The organism is Histidinibacterium aquaticum (assembly GCF_008710275.1).
GTDB classification, from domain to species: domain Bacteria; phylum Pseudomonadota; class Alphaproteobacteria; order Rhodobacterales; family Rhodobacteraceae; genus Oceanicola; species Oceanicola aquaticus.
Genome location: NZ_VYQE01000001.1, coordinates 54700 through 68259 on the forward strand (window position 1 = coordinate 54700; position 13560 = coordinate 68259).

Annotated in this window: 9 protein-coding genes; 4 read left to right on the forward strand and 5 right to left on the reverse strand. The window is 67.2% G+C overall.

Translation table 11 applies throughout. The annotated features are described in order from the left end of the window. Positions 1–57: 57 nt before the first annotated feature. Positions 58–1263, reverse strand: coding sequence for a DegT/DnrJ/EryC1/StrS family aminotransferase (locus F3S47_RS00280; RefSeq protein ID WP_150443227.1), 1206 nt, complete (start codon positions 1261–1263; stop codon positions 58–60). A gap of 44 nt (positions 1264–1307) precedes the next feature. Beyond that, positions 1308–1970, reverse strand: a complete 663-nt coding sequence (locus F3S47_RS00285; RefSeq protein ID WP_150443229.1) for an HAD-IA family hydrolase — start codon at positions 1968–1970, stop codon at positions 1308–1310. Between the two features lie 99 nt (positions 1971–2069). Here F3S47_RS00285 and glmU point away from each other — a divergent pair, with 99 nt between their 5' ends. Beyond that, positions 2070–3416: a bifunctional UDP-N-acetylglucosamine diphosphorylase/glucosamine-1-phosphate N-acetyltransferase GlmU gene (gene glmU / locus F3S47_RS00290; RefSeq protein WP_150443230.1), complete on the forward strand. Its 1347-nt coding sequence runs from the start codon at positions 2070–2072 to the stop codon at positions 3414–3416. A 4-nt stretch (positions 3417–3420) separates the two neighbouring features. Further along, on the forward strand, positions 3421–5238 hold the full coding sequence (glmS, locus tag F3S47_RS00295) for a glutamine--fructose-6-phosphate transaminase (isomerizing) (protein ID WP_150443232.1): 1818 nt from the start codon (positions 3421–3423) through the stop codon (positions 5236–5238). Here glmS and F3S47_RS00300 read toward each other — a convergent pair whose 3' ends face one another. After that, the gene (locus F3S47_RS00300; RefSeq protein ID WP_223877666.1) at positions 5239–5670 is read right to left on the reverse strand and encodes a D-galactarate dehydratase; all 432 of its coding nucleotides are present in this window, start codon (positions 5668–5670) and stop codon (positions 5239–5241) included. 132 nt (positions 5671–5802) lie between these two features. Here F3S47_RS00300 and moaA point away from each other — a divergent pair, with 132 nt between their 5' ends. Beyond that, a complete protein-coding gene (gene moaA / locus F3S47_RS00305; protein WP_150443235.1) occupies positions 5803–6807 on the forward strand; it encodes a GTP 3',8-cyclase MoaA in 1005 nt (334 codons plus the stop codon). Between the two features lie 141 nt (positions 6808–6948). Here the strand turns inward: moaA and F3S47_RS00310 are convergent, their stop codons facing one another. Both F3S47_RS00310 and F3S47_RS00315 read right to left on the reverse strand, forming a co-directional pair. Further along, complete coding sequence (locus tag F3S47_RS00310; RefSeq protein WP_150443236.1) at positions 6949–9333, reverse strand: ATP-dependent helicase; 2385 nt, start codon at positions 9331–9333, stop codon at positions 6949–6951. Between the two features lie 69 nt (positions 9334–9402). Next, positions 9403–9849, reverse strand: coding sequence for a BLUF domain-containing protein (locus tag F3S47_RS00315; protein ID WP_150443237.1), 447 nt, complete (start codon positions 9847–9849; stop codon positions 9403–9405). Between the two features lie 267 nt (positions 9850–10116). Here F3S47_RS00315 and F3S47_RS00320 point away from each other — a divergent pair, with 267 nt between their 5' ends. Then, positions 10117–13557, forward strand: coding sequence for a pyruvate carboxylase (locus tag F3S47_RS00320; protein ID WP_150443238.1), 3441 nt, complete (start codon positions 10117–10119; stop codon positions 13555–13557). Positions 13558–13560 lie beyond the last annotated feature (3 nt).

Genomic DNA, 13560 nt, shown 5'->3' on the forward strand with positions numbered 1-13560 from the left:
TAACGCAGGCTTTACGTTGCGTGCTTGGGAAGCGGGCGCCGGCAGGACGCTCCGCAGCTACTCCGCCGCCTGCCCCGCTTGGTGGACGGCGGAGACCTCCGACCGGATGATCCGCGCGATGAGGGCGCAGTCCTCGGTCGTGAAGGTCAGCGGCAGACGCATGTCCAGCAGTCCGGCGAGAACCCTGTCGGTTCTCGGCAACTCCGGCACCGGGGCGTAGCGCCAGCTGTCGTACCGCGAGGTGAAGGCCACCGGTTCCGCGTCGCCGAACCATTTCAGCTCGACCCCGCGCGCGGCGCAGCGCGCGACCACGGCGCGGACGTTCGTCTCGTCCCAATCGAGCAGGAGGAACTGGAACGACGACGCGACGTAGCCCTCGGCCTCCGGTCGCCCGACCAGCGTCAGGCCGGGCGTGTGGCGCAACCCCTCCTCCATCGCGCGATAGAGCGCATTCCAGCGGTGCCCTCGTTCGGTGAGCGAGCGCAGTTGCGGGCGAAGGATGGCCGCGCGCAGATTGTCCATCCGAGACGAGACATTCGGGACCTCGAGCCGAACCTTCCGGAACGCCTCTTCCGGCGGCGCGGCGAGGTGCCGACCGTAGAGCATGTAGCTGCCCGATCCGATGACCGCCCGCGCCATGACGTCATCGTCGTCGGTGACGAGGAAGCCGCCCTCGCCTGAATTCAGATGCTTGTAGGTCTGGGTCGAGTAGCATCCCACGAGACCGTGGCGGCCGGAGGGAACGCCGTTCCAGTGCGCACCCATCGTGTGGGCACAATCCTCGATCACCCGCACCCCCGCAGTCCGACAGATGTCCATAAGCCGATCCATGTCGCAGATGTGGCCGCGCATGTGGCTGAGGAGCAGAACCGAGGCCTGTCCGATCTTGGTCTCGAGAACGTCGAGATCGATCACGAGGTCTTCGGTCACTTCGACGTAGACGGGCACGGCGCCCACCGCCGCGATGGCGCCGGGCACGGGCGCGAGGGTGAACGCGTTGGTCAGGACCGGGTCGCCCGGCCCCACGCCGATCGCCCGCAGCGCAGTGGTCATGGCCGCGCCGCCGGAGGCGAGCGCCAGGCAGTAGCGTGCCCCGACCGCCTCGGCGAAGTCCCGCTCCAGCAGCGCCGTCTCCCCGGGGTCTCCCGGGACCGTGTTGTACCGGTGAAGCCGGCCGCTGCGCATGACCTCCACCGCGGCGGCGATTCCCTCTTCGGGGATCGGTTCCTGCTGCGTGAAACTGCCGGTGAAGCGCTCTGTCATGGCGACTTGATGGGGGTGGCTGGCCGCGCGGTCAATGGCAGCGCCTAGAGCGCGAGCGCCTCGACCGTTCCCGGAAGCTCGTCGAAATGAGCGATGGTGGCTTCCGGCAGAAGGGCGTTCACGCGATCTCCGGAGGGGCCGAAGGCGACGAGGATCGAAGGCACGCCCGCGGCCGCGGCGGTCTTGCGATCGGTCTCGGTATCGCCGACGAGGCAACTCCGGCCGGGGTCGCCCCCCAACCTCCGAACGCAGTCCGAAAAGGGACGCGGGTCCGGTTTGCGGACGGGAAGCGTGTCCGCACCGACGAGAGCCCCGAAGGCGTCGCGAATTCCGAGCGCGTCGAGGAGGTCGATAGCGAGGCCCTCCGGCTTGTTGGTGCAGATCCCCACGGCGTAGCCCTGCCCCTTCAGTCGCTCGACGGCGTCCATCGCCCCCGGATAGAGCTGCGTCTCGACACAGATCGCCTCTCCGTAGGCATCAAGGAGACGTGGATACTGGCGGTCGATCTCCTCCTCGCCATGCGAACCGGTCCGTTCGAATCCCAGCGTCAGCATCGCCCGACCGCCCCGGAACGCGGTTTCCGCATCGGCGTGCGGGTCGAGCACGTCCCCGAGACCGAGGTCCCGGAAACAGCTGTTCGCCGCGGCGATGAGATCGCGGCTGGTATCGGCGAGAGTGCCGTCGAGATCGAAGATGACGCTGCGCATGGCGGGGCTGTAATCCGTGGACAAAGATTGTGAAAGGGCGGGCGCTTGCTACCGGGAAGGCGTCCGGTAGAAGAAGCGCGATTAACCAAAGGGGCAAACATGGGCACGTCACTGATCCTGCTCGCGGCAGGGAAAGGCACAAGGATGAACTCCGACCTGCCCAAGGTGCTTCACGAAGTTGCGGGAGCCCCCCTGCTCGCCCATGCCCTGAGGTCCGGCCAGGCCCTTGATCCCGAACGGATCGTCGTGGTCGCTGGGCACGGGTCCGAAAGCGTCCGCGTGTCCGTCGAGGACTGGGCCCCCGAGGCGACCGTCGTCGTCCAGGAAGAGCAGCTCGGGACGGGCCATGCCGTGGCGCAGGCGCGCGACGCGCTGCGCGGCGCCGAGGGCGATGCCGTGGTCCTCTACGGCGACACGCCCTTCATCAGACCCGAAACACTGCAGGCCATGGCCGAGGCGCGAGCGACACACGACATCGTCGTACTCGGGTTCGAGGCGCGCGATCCCGGCCGCTACGGACGCCTTGTCACAGAGGGCGACGACCTAATCCGGATCGTGGAATTCAAGGATGCCTCGGAGGAGGAACGCGCCCTAAACCTCTGTAATTCCGGCCTTCTCTGCGCCAAGGCAGATCTGCTGCTGGAACTGGTCGGCGAGCTTTCGAACGAGAATGCCTCCGGTGAATACTACCTGACCGACGTCCCGGCCCTGGCCCGAGAGCGCGGCCTGAGCGCGACGGTCGTCCGGTGCGACGAGGCGGAGACCATGGGTGTGAACAGCCGCGCCGATCTCGCCGCCGCCGAAGTCGCCTATCAGGACCGCGCCCGGCAGGACGCGCTCGAGACGGGCGTCACCCTGACCGATCCCGCGACGGTTCATCTGGCCTTCGACACCGTGATCGGGCGCGACACCGTGATCGAGCCCAACGTGGTCTTCGGCCCCGGCGTGACGGTCGAGTCCGGCGCTCGAATCCGGGCCTTCTCCCATCTCGAAGGTTGCCACGTCAGCCGCGGCGCCGTCATCGGCCCCTATGCACGACTTCGTCCCGGCGCCGAACTCGGAGAAGATGTGCGCGTTGGCAATTTCGTGGAGGTGAAGAACGCCGTGATCGGGGAAGGCGCGAAGGTCCCTCACCTGAGCTACATCGGCGACGCGGACATCGGTCGGAGATCGAACATCGGTGCAGGATCCATCACCTGCAACTACGACGGCGTCTTCAAGCACCGGACACGTGTCGGAGAGGGCGTGTTCGTCGGCTCCAACACGATGCTCGTCGCCCCTGTTACGCTCGGGGACCAGAGCATGACCGCGTCGGGCTCCGTCATCACCCGCGACGTCGCCCCCGGCGACCTCGCCATCGCGCGGGCGCGGCAGGACGCCAAGCCCGGCTTCGCTCAGCGCTTTTTCGAACGCCTGCGGGCGAAGAAAGCCAGCCAGAAAGGATAGAGAGATGTGCGGAATCGTCGGTATCCTCGGAGGCCATGAGGCCGCACCGCGGCTGGTGGAGGCCCTGAGCCGCCTGGAATATCGCGGCTACGACAGCGCGGGGATCGCCACCCTGCACGAGGGCCGGCTCGATCGCCGCCGCGCCGTCGGCAAGCTGGTCAATCTCTCCGACCGACTGGTCCACGAACCGCTCTACGGGCGCGCCGGGATCGGCCACACCCGCTGGGCCACCCACGGCGCCCCGACCGAGCGCAACGCGCACCCGCACCGTGCCGGACGCGTCGCCGTCGTTCACAACGGAATCATCGAGAATTTCAGGGAGTTGCGCGACGAACTTCAGGCCGCGGGCATCGCGCACGAGACCGAGACCGACACTGAGACGGTCGCCCTGCTCGCCGAGCGCTACCTGAACGAGGGCCTCTCCCCCCGCGATGCCGCCGAGCAGACCATCGCGCGGCTCGAGGGTGCCTACGCCCTCTGTTTCCTCTTCGAGGGCGAAGATGACCTCCTCGTTGCGGCGAGGAAAGGCTCGCCCCTGGCGATCGGCCACGGCGACGGCGAGGTCTTCGTCGGCTCCGACGCCATCGCGCTGGCCCCCATGACCGACCGGATCACCTATCTCGACGAGGGCGACCACGCCATCATCTCGCGCACCTCGGTCGAAATCCGGGACGAGGCCGGGCAGATCGCGAACCGTCCGGTCAAGATCGTGCATCTCGACGCGGCCAAGATCGACAAAGGCGGCTACAAGCACTTCATGGCCAAGGAGATCGCCGAGCAGCCGAATGTCATCACCGACACGCTCGATGCCTACCTGACGGAGACCGGGATCGCCCTGCCCCCGCCCGGCCTCGATCTCCGCAAGGTCGATCGGCTGACTCTGGTGGCCTGCGGCACGGCCTTCTACGCCTGCATGACGGCGAAGTACTGGTTCGAGACACTCGCCCGGCTCCCGGTCGACGTCGATGTCGCCTCCGAGTTCCGCTACCGCGAACCGCCCGTCTCCCCGGAGAGCGTGGCCCTCTTCGTCTCGCAGTCCGGGGAGACCGCCGACACGCTCGCCGCCCTGCGCTATTGCTCGGGCAAGGCCGCCTCCATCGGCGCCGTCGTCAACGTCGTCGAGAGCTCGATCGCGCGGGAGAGCGACCACGTGCTGCCGCTCTATGCCGGGCCCGAGATCGGCGTCGCCTCGACCAAGGCCTTCTCCTGCCAGCTGACCGTCCTCCTGATCCTGGCGCTGAAAGCGGCGCATGATCGCGGACATCTGTCCGACGAGGGGCTCGCGGAGAAGATCGCGCAGCTCCGCACGCTGCCCGGCCTGATGAACCAGGCGCTGACCATCGAGGAGCCTGCCTCGGCGCTCTCCCGTCGCCTCTCCGAAGCACGGGACGTGCTCTTCCTCGGGCGCGGCCAGATGTTCCCGCTCGCCCATGAGGGCGCCCTGAAGATGAAGGAAATCAGCTACATCCACGCCGAAGCTTACGCGTCGGGCGAGCTGAAGCACGGCCCCATCGCCCTCGTCGACGAGCATGTCCCGGTGATCGTCATGGCCCCGCGGGACCACCTCTACGACAAGACCGTCAGCAACATGCAGGAGGTCATGGCGCGCGGCGGCAAGGTGCTCCTAATCTCGGACAAGTCTGGCATCCGGCAGGCCGGCGACGGGCTCTGGGCCTCGCTGACCCTGCCCGAGATCGATCCCCTGCTTGCGCCGATCCTCTACGCGATCCCGGCGCAATTGCTCGCCTATCATACAGCCGTCGCGAAGGGGACCGATGTCGACCAGCCCCGCAATCTCGCGAAGTCCGTGACGGTCGAGTGATCAGGACCGGAAGACGGTCAGCTCCACGATCTCGGTGAGCGGTGCGCCGATCAGGCGCATCGCGGCCAGGCTGATCTGGCTTCCCGATCCCGCCTCGCCGCCCGAGGGGCGCAGCTCGATGTTGACCGACTCGCCCTGGTACTCGACCCGCCCCATGACCGTTTCCTGCACGAGAGGCGTCTTGAGCCAGATGCCCGGATCGGAGGCCGACCCCAGGGTGGCGAGCGTCGTCCCGAGACCGGCCCCTTCCGAGGCCGGCGCCGCGAGCGCCTCCGCCCGGTCCTCTTCGCTCGTGGTGTCGAAGTCCTCGACGGTCGTCGCGGCCGCCGGCGGAGGCGGCGGCGGATCGGGATCCAGCGTCTCGGGCTCGGCCGACGCCGAGGGCCCCTCGGTGGGCGCCGACATCGCCGTGGGCTGGAGGCTTTCTTGCAAGGAAGGGCTCTCGCAGGCGGCGAACGTCAGGGGGCCAAGAAGCAGGAGATATCTCATGCGGCCGAGGCTAGGCCCGCGACGCCTGTGGCGCAAGCGCTTGCGCCAAACCCCGCCCAACCATAGATTCAAGACATGAACGCGCCCCTCGTCGATCCCTTCCAGCGGGCCATCCGCTATCTTCGGCTTTCGGTCACCGATCGCTGCGACTTCCGCTGCGTGTACTGCATGTCCGAGAACATGACCTTCCTGCCGAAGAAGGAACTGCTCACGCTCGAGGAGCTCGACCGGCTGTGTTCGGCCTTCGTCCGGCTGGGCGTGGAGAAGCTCCGGATCACCGGGGGAGAGCCGCTGGTGCGCCGGGACATCATGACCTTCTTCCAGGGGATGTCGCGTCACCTCGAGAGCGGCGCCCTCCGCGAGCTCACCCTCACGACGAACGGCTCCCAGCTCGAGCGGTTCGCGGGGGCCCTCGCCGCAGCGGGCGTGCGGCGCGTCAACGTCTCGCTCGATACGCTGGACGAGGAGAAATTCGCCCGCGTCACACGCTGGGGCCGCCTGCCACAGGTGCTCCGGGGGCTCGACGCCGCCCAGGCCGCGGGCCTCCGGGTCAAGCTGAATGCCGTTGCGCTGAAAGGGTTCAACGAGGACGAGCTGCTCACCCTGACCGAGTACTGCGCCGAGCGCGGCATGGACCTGACCTGGATCGAGGTCATGCCGATGGGCGACATCGGCAACGAGGACCGGCTCGGACAATACTGGTCCCTGCGCGACCTGCGCGCGGATCTCGCCCGGCACTACACGGTGACCGACCTGCCCGACGACACCGGCGGCCCGGCCCGCTACGTCCGGCTGGAGGAAACTGGCCAGCGCATCGGCTTCATCACGCCGCTCAGCCACAACTTCTGCGAAAGCTGCAACCGCGTGCGCGTGACCTGCACCGGCGAGATCTACACCTGCCTGGGTCAGGAAGGGAAATCCGACCTGCGCGCGCCCCTCCGCGGGTCCGAGGGCGACGGCCCGCTCGAGGAGGCGATCCGCGCGGCCATCGCGCTCAAGCCCAAGGGGCACGACTTCGATTATTCCCGTCAGTCGGTCGACGGGCGCGTCTCGCGCCACATGAGCCACACCGGCGGCTGATCCCCCCGACTCTTCTGGGCGAAAATATCCCGGGGAGTCCGCGGCGCAGCCGCGGACGGGGCAGAGCCCCGCGCCGCCCGGGCATCGCCGGAGGCGATCCCGGGCAAACAACGAGCGGCCCGAAGGGCCGCACCGCATGCCTCAGAAGGGAACGTCGTCCGCCTGTGCGGCCGGGACGACGAAGCGCGCGACGACCTTCTTCGCGCCGGCCTTGTCGAACTCGATCTCGAGCTTGTCGCCTTCCAGCCCCATGACCTCGCCGTAGCCGAACTTCTGGTGAAAGACGCGATCCCCGACCGAGTAGGCCGAGACAGCCTCGAGGTCGATCGTCATGGTCCGGCTCTCCTTCGGCTGCGCCATGGGCCGCTGCTGCGCCCTGGACTGCATCCGTTTCCAGCCGGGAGAGTTGTAGACATCCGCCCGCGAGGCCTTCTCGTGCAGGTTCGAGCCCGCCATCCCCTGCAGCACAGGTGAGGCCGCGGCCATCCCTGCCGCGCCGTAGCCGCCGCCGTAGAGGCCGGGCGGGGTCAGGACCTCCACATGCGCCTCCGGGAGTTCGTCGATGAACCGCGAGGGCAGCGCGGACTGCCACTGCCCGTAGACCCGCCGGTTCGCGGCAAAGGAGATGGTGCAGAGCATTTCCGCCCGGGTGATCCCGACGTAGGCCAGCCGCCGCTCTTCCTCGAGTCCCTTGAGGCCGCTCTCGTCCATCGACCGCTGCGAGGGAAAGAGCCCGTCCTCCCACCCCGGGAGGAAGACCGCCGGGAACTCCAGGCCCTTCGCCGCGTGCAGCGTCATGATCGAGACCTTCGCGCCTTGCTCCTCGCTGCCATTGTCCATGATGAGCGCCACGTGCTCGAGGAAGCCCTGCAGGTTCTCGAATTCTTCGAGCGCCTTCACGAGCTCCTTGAGGTTCTCAAGCCGCCCGGGCGCCTCCGGCGTCTTGTCGTTCTGCCACATGGCCGTGTAGCCGGACTCGTCGAGGATCATCTCCGCGAGCTCGACGTGGGTATCTGCCTCGGCGGTCACCTGCCCGTGCCAGCGGTCCAGGGACTGGACCAGGATGCCGAGCTCCTTGAGACCCTTCCCCTTCAGAAGCCCGTTCTCCACGCAGAGCCGCGCGCCCTCCACGAGGCTCACGCCATTGTCGCGGGCCGCGCGCTGGATGGTCTGGATCGCCTTGTCGCCGAGGCCCCGCTTGGGCGTGTTCACGATCCGCTCGAACGCGAGATCGTCGTCCGGCGAGACGGCGAGCCGGAAGTAGGCCATGGCGTCGCGAATCTCCATCCGCTCGTAGAAGCGCGGACCGCCGATGACGCGGTACGGCAACCCGATGGTCAGGAACCGGTCCTCGAAGGCGCGCATCTGGTGCGATGCGCGCACGAGGATCGCCATGTCGTCCAGGCTCATCGGATCGAGGCCGCGGGTGCCACCCTGCATCGCCTCGATCTCCTCGCCGATCCAGCGGGCCTCCTCCTCGCCGTCCCAATGGCCGATGAGCCGGACCTTCTCGCCGTCCTCGCCCGCCGTGTAGAGCGTCTTGCCCAGCCGTCCCTTGTTGGCGGCGATCACCCCGCTGGCAGCGGCGAGGATATGGCCGGTCGAGCGGTAGTTCTGTTCCAGGCGGACGACCACCGCCCCGGGAAAATCCTTCTCGAATCGGAGGATGTTGCCCACCTCGGCGCCGCGCCAGCCGTAGATCGACTGGTCGTCGTCGCCCACGCAGCAGATGTTCTTGTGCCCAGCCAGAAGCCGCAGCCAGAGGTACTGGGCGACGTTGGTATCCTGGTACTCGTCGACGAGGATGTACTTGAACCAGCGCTGGTAGCGGGCGAGCACGTCCTCGTATTTCTGAAAGATGGTGACCATGTGCAGCAGCAAGTCGCCGAAATCCACGGCGTTCAGCTCTCGCAGGCGGGCCTGGTACTCGGCGTAGAGGCCTTGCGCGCGCCCGTCGAAGGCCGAGGCCTCCGCCGCCGGGACCTTGTCCGGCGTCCAGGCGCGGTTCTTCCAGTTGTCGATGATCCCCGAGAGCATCCGGGGCGGCCAGCGTTTCTCGTCGATGTTCGCGGCGACGATCAGCTGCTTGAGCAGACGCTGCTGATCGTCGGTGTCGAGAATCGTGAAGTTGGACTTCAGCCCGACCAGCTCCGCATGTCGGCGCAGGAGCTTCACGCAGATCGCGTGGAAGGTGCCGAGCCAGGGCATCCCCTCGACCGTCTGCCCGAGCATGCGTCCGATCCTGGACTTCATCTCGCGCGCGGCCTTGTTGGTGAAGGTCACCGAGAGAATCTCGTCCGGGCGCGCCTTGCCCTGCGCCAGCAGGTGCACGATCCGCGCGGTCAGGGCCTTGGTCTTGCCGGTCCCCGCGCCCGCCAGCATCAGGACCGGCCCCTCCAGTGTCTCCGCCGCCTCGCGCTGAGCCGGGTTGAGATCGTCGAGGTAAGGGGTCGGACGTGCGGCCGCGGCCCGCTGGGAAAGCGGAACGGCGCCCTCGAAGGCGTCTTCTTCGCTGAAACTGCTCATGCAGGGACAGTACCGGAAAGCCGTCCCCGAGGAAAGCGCCCGTTCCCGGTCTGTTCGCTCAGCTCTCCGTTAGATCGAAGCGCTCTCCACCGTTTCGTCGAAGCCTTCCAGAAAGCCGATCAAATCCCGAATGACCGCGTCCCTGTCCGGCCCACCCGGCCCATCCAGCCCGACGACCTCGGTGAGTCGCTGCACCTCCCGGGCGAGCGCCGGCGACAGATCCTCCGGCGTGGCGTATCCCATGCCCCAGCCGTCGAAGACGCGTGTGGCGGCCGGCACGGCGTCGACCATGGCTACCTCCCAATGGCGCCAGTCCGCGAGAATTCGGTTGAACCGGCCGAGGACTGCCGGCTTCGGCCCCTCCAGAACCTGGAAGAAACGGCCGGCGTGATAGATCAGCAGCCCCCCGACGCCGAGCGGAGTGTTGTTGCGACGCGAGCTGCTCAGGATGTCGTCCAGGTGATCGATCCCGAACCTCGGATGCGCGAGGCTCACGTAAATGAGACGGTAGATCATGACCGGTACTTCGTTCTGACAAACCACGGCGCGAGTATTGCATCTCCGGTCTAATCGTCCGGTTAATTCCGCGGTGTGTCCTTTCACATCGCGCCCTGCTCCGACGCCGAGGTGAGACCGAGATCCCACAGCACTGCAGTGCTTCCCGGAGAGGCAGATGCCCGAAAACTGGCCGGTCCCAGCCCTGTCAGGCACCGGCGAACCGTTTACCTCCGCCGCGACGGGCCCTAAGACTTTCTGCACATGCGAAGACAAGGAGGCCGCCGGATGCCCGACTTCAAGAAGATCCTCGTCGCGAACCGCGGAGAGATCGCGATCCGCGTCATGCGGGCGGCCAACGAGATGGGCAAGCGGACGGTCGCGGTCTACGCGGAGGAGGACAAGCTCAGCCTTCACCGGTTCAAGTCCGACGAGGCCTACCGGATCGGCGAGGGCCTCGGCCCCGTGCAGGCCTACCTTTCCATCGAGGAGATCATTCGCGTCGCCAAGGAATGCGGCGCCGACGCGATCCACCCCGGCTACGGCCTGCTGAGCGAGAACCCCGCCTTCGTCGATGCCTGCGTCGAGGCCGGCATCACCTTCATCGGCCCGCGGGCCGAGACCATGCGCCAGCTCGGCGACAAGGCGAGCGCTCGCCGCGTGGCGATCGAGGCCGGCGTCCCGGTCATTCCCGCGACCGAGGTTCTCGGCGACGACATGAAGGCCATCCGCAAGGAGGCCGAGGAAATCGGCTACCCTCTGATGCTCAAGGCCTCCTGGGGCGGCGGCGGACGCGGCATGCGGCCGATCAACTCCGAGAAGGAGCTCGAGGAGAAGGTCCGGGAGGGCCGGCGCGAGGCGGAAGCCGCCTTTGGCAACGGCGAGGGCTATCTCGAGAAGATGATCACCCGCGCCCGGCACGTCGAGGTCCAGATCCTCGGCGACAAGGAGGGCAATATCTACCACCTCTGGGAGCGCGACTGTTCGGTCCAGCGCCGAAACCAGAAGGTCGTGGAGAGGGCCCCTGCCCCCTACCTCTCGAGCGCCCAGCGCGAGCAGCTCTGCAACCTTGGCCGCAAGATCTGCGCGCACGTGAACTACGAGTGCGCCGGCACGGTCGAGTTCCTGATGGATATGGACACCGGCGAGTTCTACTTCATCGAGGTGAACCCCCGTGTGCAGGTCGAACACACCGTCACCGAAGAGGTGACAGGCATCGACATCGTCCGGGCGCAGATCCTCATCGCCGAGGGCAAGAGCCTGGTCGAGGCCACCGGCTGCGCCTCGCAGTATGACGTGAGCCTAGAGGGCCACGCGCTGCAATGCCGCGTGACGACCGAAGACCCGATGAACAACTTCATCCCCGACTACGGGCGAATTCAGACCTATCGCTCGGCGACGGGCATGGGGATTCGCCTCGACGGGGGCACGGCCTATTCCGGCGCCGTCATCACCCGCTACTACGACTCGCTGCTGACCAAGGTCACCGCCTGGGCGCCGACGCCAGAGGCCGCGATCCGCCGGATGGACCGCGCCCTGCGCGAGTTCCGGATCCGCGGGATCAGCACGAACATCGACTTCGTCGTGAACCTGCTGCAGCACCCGACCTTCCTGAACAACGAATACACCACCAAGTTCATCGACACGACGCCCGAGCTCTTCGACTTCAAGGGCCGCAAGGACCGGGCCACCAAGATCCTCACCTACATCGCCGACATCACGGTGAACGGGCATCCAGAAACGGAAGGCCGCGTAAGACCGCCCGCGGACATCAAGGAACCCGTCGCCCCGCGCCCCGACGGCAAGGAGCCGCCCGCCGGTACCCGGCAGATCCTCGAGCGAGAGGGTCCGAAGGGCGTCGCCGACTGGATGCTCGACCAGAAGAAGCTGCTGATCACGGACACGACCATGCGCGACGGTCACCAGTCCTTGCTGGCGACGCGGATGCGTTCGATCGACATGGTGCGGGTCGCCCCGGCCTACGCGAGCTCCATGTCCGACCTCTTTTCGGTCGAATGCTGGGGCGGCGCGACTTTCGACGTGGCCTACCGCTTCCTGCAGGAATGCCCCTGGCAGCGCCTGCGCGACATCCGCGCAAAGATGCCCAATATCCTGACGCAGATGCTGCTCCGCGCCTCGAACGGCGTGGGCTACACGAACTACCCCGACAACGTCGTGGAGTACTTCGTCAAGCAGGCGGCCGAGTCGGGCGTCGACGTCTTCCGCGTCTTCGACAGCCTGAACTGGGTCGAGAACATGCGCGTCGCGATGGACGCCGTGATCGAGAGCGGCAAGATCTGCGAAGGCACGATCTGCTACACCGGCGACCTCTTCGACCCGGACCGGTCCAAGTACCACCTGCAGTACTACGTCGACATGGCCCGCCAGCTCGAGGCTGCGGGGGCCCATGTCCTCGGCCTCAAGGACATGGCCGGGCTGCTCAAGCCTGCGCAGGCGACCGCCCTCGTCTCGGCGCTGAAGCAGGAGGTGAGCCTGCCGATCCACTTCCACACCCACGACACCTCGGGCGCCGCGATCTCGACGATCATGGCCGCACAGGCCGCGGGCGTGGATTGCGTGGACGCCGCGATGGACGCCCTTTCCGGCAACACCAGCCAGCCGACGCTGGGCTCCATCGTCGAGGCGCTGCGCTTCCAGGAGCGGGACACGGGGCTCGACATCGCCGCGATCCGCGAGATCAGCAACTACTGGGAGCAGGTCCGCGGCCATTATACCGCCTTCGAGAGCGGCCTGCAGGCACCCGCCTCCGAGGTCTACCTGCACGAGATGCCGGGCGGCCAGTTCACCAACCTTAAGGCCCAGGCCCGCAGCATGGGACTCGAGGAGAAGTGGCACGAGGTGGCCAAGACCTATGCCGACGTGAACATGATGTTCGGCGATATCGTGAAGGTGACGCCCTCTTCCAAGGTGGTCGGCGACATGGCCCTGATGATGGTCAGCCAGGGCCTGACCCGCGCCGACGTGGAGGATCCGAACCGCGACATCTCGTTCCCGGACTCGGTCATCGACATGATGAAGGGCAACTTGGGCCATCCGCCCGGCGGCTGGCCGGAGGGCATCCAGAAGAAGATCCTGAAGGGCGAGAAGCCGCTGAAGGACCGGCCCGGCAAGCACCTCAAGCCCGAGGACATCGAGGGCGCCCGGGCCAGGGCGGCGGAGGAGACCGGCGTCGAGATCGACGACGAGGATCTCGGCGGCTACCTCATGTATCCCAAGGTCTTCACCGACTACGCCAAGCGCCACGAGACCTACGGGCCGGTTCGCACCCTGCCCACCTCGACCTTCTTCTACGGCATGGAGCCGGGCGACGAGATCTCGGCCGAGATCGATCCCGGCAAGACGCTGGAAATCCGCCTGTCGGCCCTCGGCGAAACCAACGAGGAGGGCGAGGTCCGCGTCTTCTTCGAGCTCAACGGCCAGCCCCGGACAATCCGCGTGCCGAACCGCAAGGTCGCCGGGACGAGCGCCCAGCGCCCGAAGGCCGATCAGGGCAACCCCGCGCACCTGGGCGCCCCGATGCCGGGGGTCGTGGCCTCCGTCGCCGTGTCTGCGGGCAGCGAGGTCAAGGAGGGCGACCTGCTCCTGACGATCGAGGCCATGAAGATGGAGACGGGCCTCCATGCGGAACGGAGCGGCAAGGTCGCCGCGGTCCACGTGTCCGCCGGCGCCCAGATCGACGCGAAGGATCTGCTGGTCGAGTTCGAGTAAAGG